Source organism: Dyella sp. 2YAF14 (assembly GCF_052114725.1).
Classification (GTDB): Bacteria; Pseudomonadota; Gammaproteobacteria; order Xanthomonadales; family Rhodanobacteraceae; genus Dyella.
Window position 1 is genome coordinate 116,928 of record NZ_JBFRFH010000003.1, and the last position, 18,437, is coordinate 135,364.

Annotated in this window: 16 protein-coding genes; 11 read left to right on the forward strand and 5 right to left on the reverse strand. The window is 64.0% G+C overall.

Going from position 1 to position 18,437, the window contains the following annotated elements:
* Position 1 precedes the first annotated feature (1 nt).
* A complete protein-coding gene (locus AB4Y82_RS06690) occupies positions 2–1,036 on the reverse strand; it encodes a glucokinase (protein WP_441603842.1) in 1,035 nt (344 codons plus the stop codon).
* Positions 1,037–1,312: 276 nt separating this feature from the next.
* Here AB4Y82_RS06690 and AB4Y82_RS06695 point away from each other — a divergent pair, with 276 nt between their 5' ends.
* Genes AB4Y82_RS06695 through AB4Y82_RS06720 form a run of 6 tightly spaced genes read left to right on the forward strand, consistent with a single transcriptional unit; the run spans position 1,313 to position 7,374 of the window.
* Entirely contained in the window at positions 1,313–2,338 is a 1,026-nt protein-coding gene (locus AB4Y82_RS06695) for an aldo/keto reductase (protein ID WP_441603841.1), read from the forward strand.
* Entirely contained in the window at positions 2,335–3,189 is an 855-nt protein-coding gene (locus AB4Y82_RS06700) for an amidohydrolase family protein (protein WP_441603840.1), read from the forward strand. The genes AB4Y82_RS06695 and AB4Y82_RS06700 overlap by 4 nt, the downstream gene beginning before the upstream one ends.
* Positions 3,190–3,235: 46 nt before the next feature.
* On the forward strand, positions 3,236–3,982 hold the full coding sequence (locus AB4Y82_RS06705; RefSeq protein WP_441603839.1) for an SDR family oxidoreductase: 747 nt from the start codon (positions 3,236–3,238) through the stop codon (positions 3,980–3,982).
* 13 nt (positions 3,983–3,995) lie between these two features.
* Positions 3,996–4,853, forward strand: coding sequence for a fumarylacetoacetate hydrolase family protein (locus tag AB4Y82_RS06710; RefSeq protein WP_441603838.1), 858 nt, complete (start codon positions 3,996–3,998; stop codon positions 4,851–4,853).
* A 52-nt stretch (positions 4,854–4,905) separates the two neighbouring features.
* Positions 4,906–6,225, forward strand: coding sequence for an L-fuconate dehydratase (locus AB4Y82_RS06715; RefSeq protein ID WP_441611182.1), 1,320 nt, complete (start codon positions 4,906–4,908; stop codon positions 6,223–6,225).
* 3 nt (positions 6,226–6,228) lie between these two features.
* Positions 6,229–7,374, forward strand: coding sequence for an alpha-hydroxy acid oxidase (locus AB4Y82_RS06720; protein WP_441603836.1), 1,146 nt, complete (start codon positions 6,229–6,231; stop codon positions 7,372–7,374).
* On the opposite strand, the gene AB4Y82_RS06725 is transcribed toward AB4Y82_RS06720, so the two are convergent.
* Complete coding sequence (locus AB4Y82_RS06725) at positions 7,375–7,725, reverse strand: L-rhamnose mutarotase (protein ID WP_441611183.1); 351 nt, start codon at positions 7,723–7,725, stop codon at positions 7,375–7,377.
* A complete protein-coding gene (gene fucP / locus AB4Y82_RS06730; RefSeq protein WP_441611184.1) occupies positions 7,722–9,023 on the reverse strand; it encodes an L-fucose:H+ symporter permease in 1,302 nt (433 codons plus the stop codon). The genes AB4Y82_RS06725 and fucP overlap by 4 nt, the downstream gene beginning before the upstream one ends.
* A gap of 189 nt (positions 9,024–9,212) precedes the next feature.
* Here fucP and AB4Y82_RS06735 point away from each other — a divergent pair, with 189 nt between their 5' ends.
* From AB4Y82_RS06735 to AB4Y82_RS06755, 5 genes are all read left to right on the forward strand, one after another.
* Positions 9,213–9,992, forward strand: a complete 780-nt coding sequence (locus tag AB4Y82_RS06735; protein ID WP_441603833.1) for an IclR family transcriptional regulator — start codon at positions 9,213–9,215, stop codon at positions 9,990–9,992.
* Positions 9,993–10,093: 101 nt separating this feature from the next.
* Complete coding sequence (locus AB4Y82_RS06740; protein WP_441611185.1) at positions 10,094–12,745, forward strand: beta-mannosidase; 2,652 nt, start codon at positions 10,094–10,096, stop codon at positions 12,743–12,745.
* A complete protein-coding gene (locus AB4Y82_RS06745; RefSeq protein WP_441603831.1) occupies positions 12,742–14,181 on the forward strand; it encodes a glycoside hydrolase family 125 protein in 1,440 nt (479 codons plus the stop codon). Before AB4Y82_RS06740 ends, AB4Y82_RS06745 begins: the two co-directional genes overlap by 4 nt.
* Before the next feature lie 60 nt (positions 14,182–14,241).
* A complete protein-coding gene (locus AB4Y82_RS06750; protein ID WP_441603830.1) occupies positions 14,242–16,656 on the forward strand; it encodes a GH92 family glycosyl hydrolase in 2,415 nt (804 codons plus the stop codon).
* A gap of 4 nt (positions 16,657–16,660) precedes the next feature.
* Positions 16,661–16,987 carry a hypothetical protein gene (locus tag AB4Y82_RS06755; protein WP_441603829.1) on the forward strand — a complete coding sequence of 109 codons (327 nt, stop codon included), beginning with the start codon at positions 16,661–16,663 and terminating at the stop codon, positions 16,985–16,987.
* Here AB4Y82_RS06755 and AB4Y82_RS06760 read toward each other — a convergent pair.
* Together AB4Y82_RS06760 and AB4Y82_RS06765 are read right to left on the reverse strand one after the other, a co-directional pair.
* Positions 16,952–17,743: a hypothetical protein gene (locus AB4Y82_RS06760; protein ID WP_441603828.1), complete on the reverse strand. Its 792-nt coding sequence runs from the start codon at positions 17,741–17,743 to the stop codon at positions 16,952–16,954. The two genes, AB4Y82_RS06755 and AB4Y82_RS06760, sit on opposite strands and share 36 nt — an antisense overlap.
* Before the next feature lie 37 nt (positions 17,744–17,780).
* Positions 17,781–18,416, reverse strand: a complete 636-nt coding sequence (locus AB4Y82_RS06765; RefSeq protein ID WP_441603827.1) for a glycoside hydrolase family 25 protein — start codon at positions 18,414–18,416, stop codon at positions 17,781–17,783.
* Positions 18,417–18,437: the final 21 nt, after the last annotated feature.

The following is an 18,437-nucleotide window of genomic DNA, read 5'->3' on the forward strand; positions in this document are numbered from 1 at the left end:
ATCAGTGGCCCAATCGCCAGTTTGCCGCGCCCAGCACGCCCAGCTGCCCGTGCTCGACGACGAACACGGGTGTGTTGTTCAAGAACGAGCGCATCACTCCCTTGTCCAGGAACCGCTCGGTGAACGGCCCGGAGCGCAGCACGCCGGTGATGCGCGCGAGAAATCCGCCGGCCAGGCAAACCCCGCCGCTCGCATTGAAGGCGATGGCGACATCACCGCAGAACGCACCGAGCCAGCGACAGAATTGATCGACCGTCTGCGTGGCCAGCGTGTCCATGCCGGCCAGCGCCATGGCGGTGATCTCGCCCGGCTCCGTGAGCGTCGCCGGCACGCCTTGCACCGCCGCGAGGGCGCGATAGAGGCGCAACAAGCCTGGCCCGCTGAGCACGCGGTCGTAAGGCACGTATCCGTCGATCGGCCCCAGCTGCGCGCGAATGGTCTGCTCGATGCCGGGGCGCGCGGCCAGCTCCATGTGTCCGGCCTCGGTATGCAGTACGCGAGGCGGCCGGCCCGGCAGCCAGAGGGCGGCGCCCAGTCCGGTGCCGGGGCCGATCACGGCCACGGCGCCACTGGGATTGGCAACACCATCCACGATGGCGGCGCTGTTCTCCTGTTCAAAATGGCCGACCGCATGCGCGAATGCTTCGAAGTCGTTGAGCACATCGACGGAGGCGAACCCGCCTTCAATGCACACGCTGTCCAGCAACACAGGCCACGCCAGGCTCTCGTTGATCACCACGCCGTGTTCGACGAATCCCGCGCAGGCCAGCACCAGCGCATCCGGCTGCACGCGATGCTCCCGGCAAAAGCTGCCAAGAATATCGACCAGCGAGGCGTGCTCGGCGCAGCGATAGACTTGGTAAAGGACGATGTCCGGCTTGCCCGTGATGGCGTCGGGCACGACCAGGCCGACGCGTGCGTGGGTGCCCCCGAGGTCGGCGGCGAGAAAGGGAGACACCGGGCGCGGCTGCCGTCCGAGTACGCCAGCGACGATCGGCCCGCCCATGTCCTGCAGGTGGTCCCTATGCGGAGGCACTGGCCTCTTATCCGACAACGGCGTCATCACCCACCCCGATGCTGTGCTTGCCTCGCCCCAGTTAACAGGGCGATTTCGATCGATTCAATAGCAGGCCCATCGTGACGCCACAGCGCGTCGACTCGAGGTCTGCCGGCCTGCCCGTCCGCTCACATATAAACCTAGTTTTTATCTATGCACAAGTAGTACGATGCCCGAAAGGCGGCGCCGCCCGGGTGGCGGTCGTCCGATGGTGCAGTCGTCCGGCCTTGCAGGAGGCGGGTTTTGGGGGTTTTGATGCCGGTCCAGCACGAACATCAACAGTCCTTCGGCCAGCCAGGCCAGGCCGAAGCCCGACTGGGCGCCCTTGCTTTCGGAGGCGCGCCAGCGGGCAACCTGTATGCCGGCGTGGGCGACGAGGCGGCGCGAGAAGCCATCCTGCAGGCATGGCGCCAGGGCATCCGGCATTTCGACACCGCGCCCTATTACGGCTACGGCCTCAGCGAAACGCGCATCGGCGATGCGCTGCTAGGCATCGAGCGCACCAGCTACACCATCTCCACCAAGGTCGGCCGACTCATCGACATGGATGAGGAGCGCACGGACCGCGGCGATGGCTTCGCGGTCGATGGTCGCCGGGCCTACTTCAACTACACGCGCGACGGCATCCTGCGCAGCCTGGAAAGCAGCATCCGGCGGCTACGCACCGGTCGCATCGACCTGCTGTTGCTGCACGACATCGGCGAGCTCACCCATGGTTCGCGCCACCCGCACGTGTTGAAGCAAGCCCTCGATGAAGCGCTGCCCGCCATGGCCGAGTTACGCGACCAGGGCGTAGTGGGCGCCATTGGATTGGGTGTGAACGAAGAGGCGGTCTGCCTGGAAGTGATGGATCGTTTTCCGCTGGACGCGATCATGCTGGCCGGCCGCTACACCTTGTTCGAACAGGGGCGCAGCAAGGCCGTCATGGCGCGGGCGCAAGCCGATAGCGTGGCTGTGCTGATCGCAGGCCCTTACAACTCCGGCCTGCTTGGCGCGGACGCAGGTCCTGGCGATACCTATGACTACGCGCCGGCATCGCTGGCGATCAAGGCGCGTGCACAGCAACTTTACGATGTGTGCGCACGCACGGGCGCGAGCGTCGGCGCGGCTGCCTTGCAGTTTCCGCTCGCCCATCCGGCGGTGACGAAAGTCGTGTGCGGGCTGCGCTCGGTCGCCGAAGTCGATGACGCCGTGGCCCGCATGTGCGCCACGGTTCCCGATGCGGCCTGGGCGTCGCTGGTCGAGCACGGCCTGCTCGATAAGAGCGTGCCGACACCATGATCATCGATGCGCATCGCCACTACTGGGATCCCGCGCGCCTGGCCTATGGCTGGCTGGCGCATGCCCCGGCCCAGCTGCAGCGCGCGTTTCTTCCGCCGGATCTCAAGGCAACGACAGACGCCTGCATCCTCGTCCAGGCCGCACCGGATGAGCAGGAGACCCTGTTCTTGTTCGATATCGCCCGACAGACCGATGGCGTGCTCGGCGTGATCGGCTGGGTCGACATGGAAGCGGACGACGCCACGCAACGCATCGCCGCCCTCGTCCAGAGCGGACAAGGGCTGCTGCGCGGTATCCGTCCCATGGTCCAGGACATCCCCGATACGGAGTGGCTCGCCCGACCCTCGCTTGATCGCGCGTTCGACTGCCTGCGCGACCACGGCCTGGTGTTCGATGCACTGGTCGACAACCGGCATCTGCGCGCCCTTTCCCAGCGACTGACCCGGCACCCGGGCCTGGTCACCGTGGTTGACCACGGCGCGAAGCCGAACATCGCGGATGGGCAATTCGCCTCGTGGGCCGGTGCGATTGCACGCGTCGCCCAAGTGCCGGACGTGGCCTGCAAATTATCGGGGTTGCTGACACTGACCGGTCCGGACGCCGACATGGCAGCCATCGAACCTTATGTAGCGCACCTCTTCGAGAGCTTCGGCGCGCAGCGCGTGATGTGGGGCAGCGACTGGCCCGTGCTCACGACCCATGCGACCTACGAGCAATGGAAAGCGTGCGCGCAAAAGCTGACGCGACGGTTTGCCCGTCATCACGAAGCAGCCGTGTTTGGCGGCAACGCCGCGACCGTCTATTCACTCGCTGACCGCGTATCGGCGACCGCATCCGGAACAAGGCCATGAAGACCTGGGTTACCTGCTGCCATTGCAGCGACGTGGAGCGCCTCGCATGAACGACCGATTGTCCGGCAAGCACGCGCTCGTCACGGCGGCAGGCGCAGGCATCGGGCGCGCCACCGCGCTCGCTTTCGCCGAGGCCGGCGCCACGGTGCTGGCGACCGATATCAACGATAGCCATCTGGCTTCGCTTGCCGCGAGCCATTCCTCGATTCGTATCCACCGGCTCGATGTCACCGATGACGCGGCGATCCGGACGCTGGTGGGCGCGACTGAGCGCATCGATGTGTTGTTCAACTGTGCTGGCTACGTGCATGCCGGCACCATCCTCGATACCGACGACGACAGCTGGCGGCGCTCGTTCGCCATCAATGTGGACAGCATGTTTCATCTGTGTCGCGCGGTGCTTCCGGGCATGTTGAGTCGCGGCACGGGCAGCATCGTCAACATGTCGTCGGTCGCCTCGAGCATCAAGGGCGTGCCTAATCGCTTTGCCTACGGCGCGACCAAGGCCGCGGTGATCGGCCTGACGCGTTCCATCGCCGCCGATTATGTGTCGGCGGGCATACGCTGCAATGCGATCTGCCCCGGCACGGTCAAGACGCCATCGCTCGCCGAGCGCGTGCGCGCCCTGGGCGGCGACGAAGAAGCTGCATGGCAGAGCTTCACCTCGCGGCAGCCGATGGGGCGACTCGGCACGCCCGAGGAGATCGCTGCGCTCGCCGTTTATCTCGCCTCCGACGAATCGTCCTTTACCACCGGCACCATCCATGTCGTGGATGGCGGCTGGTCGAACTGATGGAAGCCACTGCATGAAACTTTGCCGTTATGGGGAACCTGGCGCGGAAAAGCCCGGACTGATCGATGGCGATGGCGCCTTGCGCGATCTTTCAGGCGTGATCGACGACATCTCGGCAGTTGTGCTTGGTCGCGATGGCCTGCGCCGTCTGATGGCCCTGGATCCGGCCACCCTGCCCCGTGTCGATGGCACGCCACGCTTCGGCGTGCCGGTGGCGCACGTCGGCAAGATGCTCTGCGTAGGCATGAACTACGCCGACCATGCGGCTGAAACGAACGCGCCGGTGCCCGAGCAGCCCGTGCTTTTCATGAAGGCCACGACCGCCATCGGCGGCGCCAACGATGCCGTCGTCATTCCGCGCGGCTCGGCGAAAACCGACTGGGAAGTGGAGCTCGGCGTGATCATCGGCGAGGTGACGCGCTACGTCGACGTCAACGAGGCACTTGATCACGTCGCCGGCTATGCGGTGATCAACGACCTGTCCGAGCGCGAGTTCCAGCTCGAACACGGCGGCCAGTGGGTGAAAGGCAAAAGCTGCGACACGTTCGGGCCGATCGGCCCATGGCTGGTCACCCGGGACGAGGTCCCCGACCCGCAGAAGCTCGCCCTCTGGCTCGAAGTGAACGGTCACCGTTACCAGAACGGCAACACGCGCACGATGGTGTTCGGCGTGGCGCAGCTGGTGAGCTACATCAGCCGCTACATGACCTTGATGCCAGGCGACGTGATCAGCACGGGAACACCGGCCGGTGTCGGGCTGGGCCTGCATCCGCCCACCTATCTGAAGCCGGGCGACGTGATCGAACTGGGTATCGAAGGACTTGGCCGGCAGCGACAGGACGTGCTCGCCTATCCCGCTTCGCGCGCCTGAGCGCTGCCCTGCTTTTTCCTTATTGAGTTACCGGCGCCGGAGGCCGGTCACGATGGTGAAAATTACCGCCCTGGAAACCTTCGACGTGCGTTTTCCGACGTCGCTGGCGCACGACGGCTCGGATGCCATGAATCCCGATCCCGACTACTCCGCCGCCTATGTGGTGCTGAAAACCGACGCCCCTGGCGGGCTCGCCGGTTACGGGCTGGTATTCACCATCGGGCGGGGCAACGACATCCAGACCGCGGCACTCGCGGCACTGCGGCCGATGGTGGTCGGTCGTACGGTGGAGGACATCGTCGACGATCTGGGCGCGTTCGCGCGGCAGCTGACGGGCGACTCCCAGTTGCGCTGGCTCGGCCCCGAGAAAGGCGTCATGCACATGGCGATAGGCGCGGTCATCAACGCCGCGTGGGACCTGGCGGCGCGCGTGGCGAACAAGCCCGTGTGGCGCTTCATTGCGGACATGACGCCCGAGCAGCTGGTCGCCCAGATCGATTTCCGCTATCTCACCGATGCACTGACGCCCGCCCGCGCCCTGGAGATCCTGAAAGAGGCCGAGCCGTACAAGCAGGCTCGCATCGCCCAGCTGGAGGCCGAAGGCTATCCTGCGTACACCACCTCGCCCGGCTGGCTCGGGTATACCGACGAGAAGATGCAGCGTCTCGCCAGGAAAGCCGTGGCAGACGGCTTCCGCACGATCAAGCTCAAGGTCGGGCTGCGCATGGAAGACGACCTGCGACGCTGCCGCCTCGCGCGCGAGGCGGTGGGTCCGGACATCGCCATCGCAGTGGACGCCAACCAGCGCTGGGACGTCCAGACGGCCATCGAATGGCTCAAGCCGCTGAAGGACATCGGCCTGGCCTGGGTCGAGGAGCCAACCAATCCCGACGACGTCCTGGGTCACGCGGCGATTCGGCAAGGCGTTTCACCCATCCCCATCTCCACCGGCGAGCACGGACAAAACCGCGTATTGTTCAAGCAGCTGCTGCAGGCTCAGGCAGTCGACCTGATCCAGATCGATGCGGCACGCGTGGGCGGCGTGAACGAGAACCTCGCCATCCTGCTGCTGGCCGCCCACTTCGGCGTGCGCGTTTTCCCCCACGCAGGCGGCGTGGGGCTGTGCGAACTGGTGCAGCATCTGGCCATGGCCGATTTTGTGGCCATCACCGGCAAGAAGGAGGATCGCGCGATCGAATTCGTCGACCATCTGCATGAGCATTTCGTCGAGCCGGTGACGATCGAGCGTGGACGCTATCTGGTGCCCACGGCCCCGGGGTTTTCCGTGCGCATGCACGAGGCCTCGATCCGCGACCACCTCTATCCTGATGGCATCGTGTGGAAGAATGCTCCCAAGACGGCGACGGGGTGAGCCATGAAAGCGCCAGTGACGAATATCGCCGACCTGCGCGAGATCGCACGCCGGCGCGTGCCCAAGGCATTCTTCGAGTACGCTGACCGGGGCTCCTACGATGAAGTGACGCTGCGTGAAAATCGGCGCGCCTTCGATCGCCTGCAACTGCGTCAGCGCGTCATGCAGAACGTAGACCATCGCTCACTGGGCACCACCATGCTCGGTTCGCCGGCCAGCATGCCGCTCGCCATTGCGCCAACCGGGCTGACCGGGCTGCAACACGGCAGCGGCGAGATCCTCGGCGCGCGTGCGGCCGCCGAGGCGGGCATACCGTTCTGCCTCAGCACCGTGTCCATCTGCTCGATCGAGCAGGTGCGCGCCGCCTGCGACACGCCGTTCTGGTTCCAGGTCTACGTGATGCGCGACCGCGGCTTCACCCGCGAGCTGATCCGCCGCGCCCGTGCCGCGCAGTGCTCCGCCTTGATGCTGACGGCCGATCTGACGGTGCAAGGCCAGCGCCATCGCGAAATCAAGAACGGTCTTGCGGTGCCGCCCAAGGTGACGCTGCGCAACGTGTTCGACATCATGAGCAAGCCGCGCTGGGTCTGGAACGTACTCAGGGCGCCGAGCCGCTCATTCGGCAATCTGGACGGACGTATCCAGGGGGCCGACAGCCTGACCACGCTCGCGCAATGGATCGCCAACCAGTTCGATCCCACGCTGAACTGGAATGACCTGGCCTGGATACGCGAAGAATGGCCGGGCAAGCTCATCATCAAGGGCATCCTGGACCCCGAGGATGCGCGCCTGGCCGTCGAGCGCGGCGTCGATGCCATCGTGGTGTCCAATCACGGCGGCCGGCAGCTCGACGGTGCGCCCGCCACCATCGACGTGCTCCCTTCGATCGTCGATGCCGTCGCGGGCCGCATCGAGGTGTTGTTCGACAGCGGCATCACCAGCGGCCAGGATCTGATCAAGGCCTTGGCACTGGGTGCGCGCGCCGGCCTGATCGGCAAGGCCTTCCTCTACGGACTGGGCGCCCATGGACAACAGGGCGTGACGCAGGCCATCGAATTGATCCGGCGCGAACTGAGCGTCACCATGGCACTGACCGGTCAACGCGATGCTTCGCGCATCTCGCGCGACATCCTGTGGCGCAACGGCTGATCAGCCGACGCAGTCGGCCAGGTCGAAGATCATCTGCATCGGCACCCACTTCTGCCCTGCCGCGGCCCATGGCAGTGGCTTCTGGAACCTGGACATCAATGACTCCCATGCCTGCACGCGCTCGTTGGCCGCATCGGCCAGGGCCTTGGCTTGCGCATCGAAATCCGGCGCAACACGCATAAGCATGACCAGCCGGGTGCCGGTGCGGAAGATCTGCATGTCCTCGATGCCTGACTCGCGAATCGACGCGACGATCTGCGGCCAGATGTTTTCGCGACGATGCCAGTGTTCGTATTCGGCAATGAGCGCCGGATCGTCGCGCAGGTCGAGCGCCAGGCATTGCCAGCTCATGCCGGCACGCTCGCCATCGCCCGCTGCCAGTGCTGCTGCGCGAACAGGAAGATGGCCACGAAGCACGCGCCGGGCACGAGCATCGCGTGCGCAATGCCGACGCCATCGGACACCACGCCCATCGCGGCAGTAAGTACCGCGCCGCCGACGATAGCCATCACCAGCAGGGCCGCGCCGAATTTCCGCTCGTCGTCGCTCCTGCCTTCCACGCCCAGTGCGAAGATCGTCGGATACATCACCGACATGAAGAAGCTCGATGCCACCAGCGCATAGATGCCCTCACGCCCCGGCGCCAGCGCTGCCACGGCCATCAGCAGCACATTGGCGAGCGCGAACAAGGCCAGCACGCGCGAAGCCTTCAGGCGCTTCATCAGCACCGCCCCGGCAAATCGGCCCACCATGAAACAGATCAGCCCAGCCGTGACGAAACTGGCGGCCGTCTTGTCCGCGGTGCCCGGCATCGTCGCCTGCGCATAGCGGATCATGTGGCTGAAGATGGCGACCTGCGCACCCACGTAGAAAAATTGCGCAGCGACCGCACCCAGGAACCTGCCATCGCGCAGCAAGTGCCTCAGCACGCCCCGCTCGCCCGGCGCACCCTCCTGGCTGACGGCCACCGACGGGAATCGCGTCAGCACGATCACCACGGCCCACAAAAGCACGCCCAGCCCGATGACCAGATAAGGCATCTGCACCGCAGCGGCTTCACTCTTCATGAAAGCCTCGCGGGCACTTGCACTCATGGCGGCGAGTTCCGTGGGCGTGTGCTGCACGCCGGTAAAGATGAAATGCTGCCCGATCAGCACGCCGGCAATCGATCCCAGCGGATTGAACGCCTGCGCCAGATTGAGGCGCGCGGCAGCCGAAGATGCCGGCCCCAGCAGGGTGACCAGGGGATTGGCCGAGGTTTCGAGGAAGGCCAGTCCGCACGCGATGACAAACAACGCCGCGAGGAACATCCCATAGGTTGCCGACACCGCGGCCGGCCAGAACAGAAGCGCCCCTGCCCCATACAGGCACAAGCCCAGCACCACCGCCGACTTGTAGCCGTATCGCCGCATATAGGCTCCCGCAGGGAGTGCAACGACGAAATACCCGAGATAGAACGCGCTTTGCACCAGCGCGGCCTGGAAGTCCGACAACGTGAAGGCCTTCTTGAATTGCGCTACCAGCACGTCATTGAGGTTGTTGGCCACACCCCAGAGAAAGAAAAGACTTACGATCAAGGCCAGGGGAAAAAGCGGGACCCTGTCCCGAAAGCGACCACCCGCCGGGATCGGCGCGGCTTGTGGGTGCATGGATGTTCATCCTCCGGCCGTTGGCGAGCGCCCCCTCTGCCCTGGGCGCCACAATTGTGCAAATATGAACTTATAGTTTATATGTATCACAAGTTGCGGCGCAGCATGGTGGGCGGCGAGGCTGTTGAATTTCGCATCTGAAACCCGCCCGTAGTCTGCATGACGAGCCACTCAATACCACGGACGCTTATGGCTGCAGAGTCTCCCAAATATCGCGCCCCCGCCCTCGACAAGGGATTGGACATCCTTGAACTGCTGGCGCGCGCCGTCGCACCGCTGACCATCGCGGAGATCTCCGAAGGCGTAGGCCGTTCGCGCGGCGAAATCTTCCGCATGCTCCAGGTGCTGGAAGAACGCGACTACATCAGTCGCCCGGATGGCGAGGGCCGTTACGCGCTCACGCCGCGACTGTTTCGCCTGGGCATGGAACAACCGCCGGTGAAGAGTCTGGTGGAAACCGCCCTGCCGATCATGCACAGGCTCTCGGACGACATCGATCAATCTTGTCATCTGGTCGTGCCGTCACAGGAGCAGATCGTGGTGATTGCGCGCGTCGATCCGCCGGGTGAAATCGGCCTGGTGGTACGCGTGGGTCATCGCCGCCCGATCTCCCACTCCGCTTCCGGCCACGTGCTGCTGGCATGGCAGGACGACGCCACGCGCGAACGCTGGTTCGCCATGATGATCGAGCACGAACCGCAGCTGCGACGCCCACCCGTCGAGAAGGCGATACGCGAGATCCGTGCCGCTGGCGTGGCCACCATCCCGAGCCAGGTAGTCGATGGCGTCACCGATATTTCCGCGCCGGTCATGCAACACGATCGAGCCATCTGCGCGATCACCATTCCCTTCATCGAACGGCGCGGCTCCAGCATGACCATGGCGACCACTACCAAGTTGCTCATCGAGGCGGCGAACGAAGTATCCGGCGAACTGGATCATCGCTCCACGGCGTCGCTGGACAATTGACACCATCACGACATGCCGTTGCCGGGAAGCCTCGCCTTCCTGCAACGCCGGCCGGCTCTGACGGCCGACGTTCCAACCACGACGATGCGGAGCGCTTTGCCTTGCCCTCTTTGACTCGCTGTTCTCTCGGCCTGCTGGCCGGCCTCCTGTTCGCTGGTGCAAGCCAACTCCACGCCACTGAAGTGACGCCACTGGATACGGGGTGGCAGTTCCGCCTGCTGCCGGGCACGCCACAGGCGGCCAGACATCCGGAGCAGGCAGCCTGGACCAGCGCGCACGTTCCCGGCAGCGTGCAGACGGATCTGCTGACGGCCGGCAAGATCGGCGACCCGTTCTATCGCGACAACGAAGCGAGCCTGCAGTGGATCGGCCTGGCCGACTGGGAATATCGCCTCGCCTTCAACGTCGATGCGGCCACGCTGAAACAGGATCACGTGGACCTGGTGTTCGATGGCCTGGACACGTTCGCTGACATCGCCGTCAACGACAAGCCGCTGCTGAGCGCGGACAACATGTTCCGCCGTTGGCGCGTACCGGTGAAGGGTGTGCTGCATGCGGGCAGCAATAACCTGATCGTCAAACTGCATTCGCCGATCGCCAGGCTGCAGCCCTGGTTGCTCAAGCAGCCCTATGCGTTGCCGGGCGAGTTCGATTCGGCCTTCGGCGATGAGCCCAAGGGCAAGCAGACCTCCAACTATGTGCGCAAGGCCAACTACCAGTACGGCTGGGATTGGGGCCCGCGCTTCGTTACGCTCGGCATCTGGCAGCCCGTACGACTGGAGGGCTGGACCGACGCGCGGCTGGAAGATTTCCATATCGCCCAGCCGCACGTCGATGCGGACAAGGCAGCGCTCACGGCAGAAGTCTCATTGCAGGCAGCCAAGTCCGGCTCTGCACACGTCACGTTGAGCTGGACGGCGCCGGATGGCAGCCGCGGCGAGGCGGCGCAAGATGTCGCACTCACGGCTGGCGATAATGCGTTGCGCCTGCCATTCACCATCGAGCATCCGGCACGCTGGTGGCCATTGGGGTACGGCAAGCAGAACCTCTATCGCTTCCATGTTGAAGTGAAGCGCGGCGACAACACGCTCGCGAGCGCCGACCGTACGAGCGGCCTGCGCAGCGTCGAGCTGCGTCGAGACCGTGACCAATGGGGTCGCGGCTTCGCCTTCGTGGTGAACGGCCTGCCGATTTTTGCCAAGGGCGCCGACCTCATTCCCACCGACAGCTTTCCCGAGCGCACCACGTCCGGGCAACTGCGCAAGCTGTTGACCTCCACCCGCGACGCCAACTTGAACATGCTGCGCATGTGGGGCGGCGGCTACTACCAGAGCGATGCGTTCTACGACCTGGCCGACCAGCTTGGCATCATGATCTGGCAGGACTTCATGTTCGGCGGCGCGATCACGCCCTACGACCAGGCATTCCGCGAGAACGCACGCATCGAGGCAGTGGAACAGGTGCGCCGGCTGCGCAACCATCCCAGCATCGTGCTGTGGTGTGGCAACAACGAGGTGCAGACGGGCTGGGAATCCTGGCCCGATCGCGAAGATTTCAAGAAGACCATCGGCAGCGATGAACGCCAGCGCATCGAAAGCGGCATGCGCGAACTCTTTGGCACCACCTTGCGCGACGTGGTGAAGTCCAACGATGCCGACGTGCCCTACTGGGCCAGTTCGCCCAGCACGGATTTCGATGGCGAAGCCAATGTGCTCAATGATGGTGACTACCACTACTGGAAGGTGTGGTCGGGCTCCGAGCCGATCGAGCACTACCTGGATGTCGAGCCGCGCTTCCAGTCCGAGTACGGGCTGCAGTCGTTTCCGGTGATGGCCACCATCGAAAGCTTCGCCACGCCCGCCGACATGACGCCGAACTCGCCGGTGATGCGCGCGCACCAGAAGTTCGCGAACGGCGATGGCAACGACCGCCTGCTGCTCTACATCCGCGGCAACTACGGCGAGCCGAAGGACTTTGCGTCATTCGTCTATCTCAGCCAGCTGATGCAGGCCGAAGGCATCGAGTTGGCGGCCGAGCACTTGCGCAGCGCGCGCCCGCAGAGCATGGGCTCGCTGTACTGGCAGCTCAACGACGTGTGGCCGGGGCCGTCCTGGTCCAGCCTCGACTATTTCGGTCGCTGGAAGGCACTGCAATACCATGCCAGGCGCTTCTACGCGCCCGTGGATGTGGTGCCGATCCGTCGCGACGGCCACACGACACTCCATCTCGTGTCCGATCGCACGACGCCGTTCAAGGCGGTACTGCGCACGCGCCTCTACGACATGGCCGGCAAGCGCCTGAGCGAGAGCAGCAGGCCGGTCGAAGCCGCCGCACTCAGCAGCACCATGGCAGGCGAATTCAGTGATGCAGACCTGTTGCACGGCGCAAATCCGACGCGCAGTGTGGCCTCGTTCGACGTGATCGAGAACGGCGAGGTGATTGCTCATCACCTGCTTTATTTCGGATTGGCCAAATCGCTGGCGCTTCCGGGCCAGCCGGGGCTGATGGCCGACTGGCGACAGAGCGGCAACGGCATTGTGTTGACCATCAGTACCAAACAGCTGGCGCGCGGCGTATGGCTGGATTTCGGCAGCAACGATGTCGAACTTTCCGACAATGCGTTCGACCTGCTACCCGGGGAGCACGTGGATATCACCGTCAAGAGTGCGACGGACGTGTCACGCCTCAAGGCAGCCCTCAAGCTGACCTCCTTGGTCGACGCGGTGCAGTCGCAGGCGCAGGCCAAGCCATGAGGACCACGCGACGCGACCTGCTTAAATGGATGGCGATGGCGCCTGCCGCCGCCATGCTGTCAAACGGCGCGCTGGCTGGCGTCGGTAAGACGGCCTTCACCAGCAAGCGCCCACCGGTTGGCCAGCGCAAATTCACCAGTGCCGCCGTGGAGAAACGGATCGCAACCACCAAGGCGCGCATCGGTGATCCTGAACTTGCGTGGATGTTCGAGAACTGTTTCCCCAATACGCTCGATACCACCGTCCAGGTGGGTACGCTGCGCGGCAAGCCCGATACCTTCGTGGTCACCGGCGACATCGACGCCATGTGGATGCGCGATTCCTCCGCGCAGGTGTGGCCGTACGCGCAGCTCGCCCGCCAGGACAAGGCCCTGCAGCAGCTGTTCCGTGGACTGATTCATCGCCACGCGCTATGCATCAGCATCGATCCCTATGCCAACGCCTTCATGCCCGACCCGACGGCGAAGTCGAACCTGGAATGGGCGCAGCACGACATCACCGACATGCGCCCGGGCGTGGCGGAGCGCAAATGGGAGATCGATTCGCTGTGTTATCCGATCCGGCTGGCACACGGCTACTGGCAGGCGACCGGCGACATCACGCCCTTCGATGATGACTGGCACGCCGCGATGCGCACCGTGCTCAAGACCTTCCGCGAACAGCAGCGCAAGGATGGCCCGGGGCCGTATCACTTCCAGCGCACGTCGCCGACGCCGAGCGAATCGCAGTTCCTGCAGGGCTACGGCAACCCGACGCGACCAACAGGCATGATCCATGCGATGTTCCGTCCATCGGACGATGCCACCGTCTATCCGTTCAATATCCCCGGCAACCTGTTTGCGGCGACAAGTCTTCGCCGTCTCGCCGAGATGCTGCGCGCGATGCGCCATGACGACAGCACCGCAGGCGATTGCATCGCGCTTGCCGATGACATCCAGCGTGCGGCCGAAGCGCACGGTGTCATCCACGGCGAGCAAGGCGACTACTGGGCGTATGAAGTCGATGGCTACGGCAACCAGTTGTTCATGGACGATGCCAACGTGCCCAGCCTGCTCGCCCTGCCCTATCTCGGCAGCTGCACGCAGGACGATGCGCGTTATCAGCGCACGCGTTCGCAGGCGTGGAGCACGCGCAATCCGTACTTCTTTGAAGGGCGCGCAGCATCGGGTATCGGCGGTCCGCACGAAGGGCTGCGCATGATCTGGCCGATGTCGATCATGATGCGTGCCTTTACCAGCAGCGATACGGCAGAGATCTCCCAGTGCATCGCCTGGCTCAAAACCACGCATGCCGGCACCGGCTTCATGCACGAGGCTTTCGATCAGGACGACCCGGCGAAATTCACGCGCTCATGGTTTGCCTGGGCCAACACCTTGTTCGGCGAGCTGATCGTGACGCTGGCCGATCGCCATCCGCAGGTGTTGCGCAGGGCGTAATCACCCCATCCCCCACCCGGCCGACCCCGCGGCCAATGTTTTGCTTTAAGGAGTCAGATCATGGTTTCGCGTCGTCGCTTTCTGCAAGGCATGGCCGCCCTCGGCGTTCTCAGTAGCGGTGCCCATGCGCTCCCGGCGCTGCCGGCTGCCGCAGGCAAGAAGACGGCGCTTGCCCAGGGCGTGTCGCGTCACGTCGACGTGTTCGTGGGCACCGGCGGCCACGGCCATACGTACCCCGGCCCCAGCATGCCCTTCGGCATGATGCAGCTCAGCCCCGACACCAATGACTCGCAATGGGACGGCAGTTCGGGCTATCACCAGGGTGACGGCTCGATCATGGGTTTCTCGCATACCCATCTGTCGGGTACGGGCGCCGCTGACATGCTCGATGTGCTTGTCGTGCCGGCCATGGGGCCCGTGCTGTTGCAGCCGGGCGATCGCGACTACGACGGCGTCAACTACACCTCGCGCTACGACGGCGTGCACGCCGGCCAGGGCGCCGAACGCAAGGGCTACAAGACCCACGTCAAGGGCTACCGTTCGCACTACACCGGTGAGCAGGCGCGGCCGGGCTATTACCGCGTGCAACTGACGGACAGCCACGTGCTCGCGGAGCTGACTGCGACGGAACGTGCCGGCATCCATCGCTACACTTTCCAGCAAGCGGGCGAGGCGCATCTGCTGGTCGACTTCGCCCACGGTTTCCACGACGACCCGAAAAAGCCCGCCAGCGTCACCGACGCCGAACTGAAGCTGGTGGGCAATGACACCGTGGTTGGTGCACGTCGTGTGCATCAGTGGGCCAATGGGCGTCACATCTATTTCGCGCTGAAGGTCTCGCGACCGTTCAAGCGCGGCGCGCTGTACTCCAACGACAGCGCCCAGTCCGAGGGCACAACGCAGGTCAAGGGCACCAACCTCAAGGCCGCGTTGTTCTACGACAAGCTCGACGACGCACCCCTGCTGGTCAAGGTCGGCATTTCGGGCGTCGATATCGAAGGCGCACTGCGCAACCTGATGACCGAGATTCCCGCCTGGGACTTCGATGGCGTGCAGGCAGCCGCCGAAGCCGCGTGGGAAAGCGAGCTCAGCCGCATCCGCATCGAGTCTTCGTCGGACGATATCAAGCGCACCTTCTACAGCGCGCTCTATCACACCATGCTGGCGCCCACGCTGTTCAGCGACGTGGACGGCCGCTATCGCGGCATGGACATGAAGGTGCACCAGCTGCCCAAGGGGCAGCACAACTACAGCACCTACTCGCTGTGGGATACCTACCGCGCCGAGCATCCCCTGTTTACGCTGTACCAGCCCGAGCGCGTGCCCGACCTGGTCAACGGTCTGGTGCGCATGGCGCAGGAAAGCCCTGCCGGCCCACCGGTGTGGCCGCTGCAAGGCATCGAGACGGTCTGCATGATCGGCTACCACTCGGCGGTCGTGATTGCCGAGGCGCAAGCCAAGGGCTTCACCGGCATCGACTATGCGGCCGCGTGGCCCGTGTTCCGCAAGCGTGCCATGGAAGACGACTACTTCGGCCTGCCCGAGTATCGCAAGCGCGGTTACATCCCCAGCGATGTCGAAAGCGAAGCCGTCAGCAAGACGCTCGAGTATGCCTATGACGACTGGGTGATGGCGCACTACGCGGAGAAGCTCGGTCATCACGACGATGCCACCGCACTCAAGGCGCGCTCGCAGAACTACCGCAACGTGTTCGACAAGACCGTGAACTTCGTGCGTCCGCGCGCCAGTGATGGCAAGTGGCTGGAGCCGTTCGATCCGCGCGCCATCGGGCACTCGAAGAAGTGGCGCGACTTCACCGAGTCCAATGCGTGGCAGGCGACCTTCCTCAACCAGCACGATCTCTACACGTACATGGCCATGTTCGGTGGCGCCAACGCTTTCGAGCAAAAACTCGATCAGCTCTTCACCACCGACTCCGAATTGCCGTCGGATGCACCGCCGGATATCGCCGGCATGGTTGGCCAGTTCGCCTTCGGCAACGAGCCGGGCCATCACATGCCCTATCTCTATGCGTATACCGGCGCACATCACAAGACTCAGGTGCGCGTGCGCATGCTGTTGGAAACGATGTATCTGCCCGACCCTGACGGCCTCCCCGGCAACGAGGACTGCGGCCAGATGAGCGCCTGGTACGTGATGAGTGCGCTAGGCCTGTATGCGGTGGATCCGGTGAGCACGAACTACGTGTTCGGCAGCCCGCTGCTTGATCGCGCCGAAGTCCAGTTGGCCAGCGGCAAGCGACTGGTGGTGCAGACGCAGGGCAATGGCAAGGGCCGTCCGTATATCCAGTCGGTGAGCTGGAATGGCCAGCCGTGGACCAAGAGCTGGATCACCCATGCCGAACTGACCGCTGGCGGCACCCTGCTGTTCCAGATGAGCGACAAACCCAATCCGGCGTTCGGCTCGGCCATGGCGGATCGGCCACCGAGCTTCGGCGTGCAGGCGAAAGCATGAGGGGATGCTCTTCCATCGCTCCTCCCGAGTCGGCCTGTCGCTCTGCCATCTCCTCGGCGTAGCGATGACTGAGTGCCTGTATGTCGCCCCGGGTTTTTCCAGTTCGCCTCTTGCGAGTCAATGGCTGCTCGCCGCCAGTTCGGCGGCGGGCAGCTTGAAGTCATCCGCGCTGGTTTTCCTGCGCAGCTCACTTCAGGCATTCAAGCGCTCAATGGTCCAGGCCAAATCAACTGGCCTGCGAACATCCATGGGCGGCACCCTCGGTCAAACGAAAGCTCGTCAGATCACACGCCTGTTAATTGACGGCGACGACAGAATGGCCAAACCATAGTTCCAGCTGCCCGCTTGGCACCTGGTAGCCTGACTTCGAGCGATCAGCCACGTGCACCGCACCTAAACCCGCGTCTTGCAGAATCGCTGCAGCGGTTTGCGCGGCCGCACTGTCGGACGCCCGAAAGTACAACAAGGTCAACTCGGCGTACCCGATCGGCACCTTCTGTCCCTTCTGCTGCTTGAGTGTGACGTCTTCTATCTGCGGCACGATGATGCCCGCCGCCTGGAGAGCTTCCTTTGCCCTGCTTGCCTGGGCCATCTCTTGCTCGCCATAGACCTGGATGTAAATCCTCGTCGGCAGATTGAGCTGGGGTGGCGCGACATATGTTGACGCCGTCGCCGACGCCGGCCCAGCGGCTGCCACGGGCGCCCCTGACGGCGAATTCACGGTTGGCAGGTCCTGTGACAGTGCCAAGCTGCTCAATGTCTTCTGATCCAGGGGGTTTTTGGGGTCCAGCAACTCCACGCCCAAAACCAGGCTCGCCAGCAATTCGCTCGATATGGTGTTTTCCTCGCGCATCTTATTGAGCACGCGGATGGCCATGTTTCGCTTCACGTGCGAAGGATCGGGATCGGAGAGATAGGGCAAAAGCGAAACAAGGACGGTGGTTCCGCGCTGGGCATTCTCCAGGTCGCGCCGCACGGCCTCTTCCCGCTTTGCCAGATCCTGCTGATGGAGCGCCCAAAGGCCTCCCAACAGAGGAATGATGATGATGCCGATCGCCCACCGATAGTCGTCTCTTGTAAGCGGCATGTCGTTGCACTCCTTGCGCTGGTGCTAAGGCACGCGGTTACGCCCACATGTTGTCAGTCCAGAATTTTTTCAGATCGCTCGCCGTGCCGTTGAATTGATCGCGATCACAACGACCGATGCCTGCCACCTCATGCGGCATCGACCCGATGGCGCCATCGGTGTATTGCCAGACGGCCCATTTCTTCCAGACTTTGGGAATCAACGGGGCGGTTGCGTATTGGGCAATCCACAGCCAGCACTTGGACAGTTCGGTTTGAGTGGCGGAGGTGATGCCCTGCGATGCCAGCGCCTCCTTGATCGTGTGTCCCGAATACAGGCCCGGGTAACGCTTGGTCTTCGTGTAAATGTGGTGCACGAATTGCTCGGCTTCCAGGAGCGACATGTCGTAGCCCTGTGGGTTTGGTTCGAAGTCGAGCACGAGCAACGCACCTTTGCCGACGGTGTCCAGGAAGAACTCGGCCTGCGCGGAGGGATCACCCGACACGCCGAAGTGATAGGCCCCAAAAAGCAGCCCGGCGCCTTCGATCTTCGTTCGGTTTTGCCCCAAGGTGGGATCCTTGTAAGTTGCGCCCTGGGTCGCCTTCTGAAAAACGCCCTGCACTCCATCTTTCTTCACCTTCGCCATGTCGGCGACGGTGTTGTGGTGAGAAATGTCGATGACTGCGTTCAGCATGACCAGTTCCTCCTCGGCAAT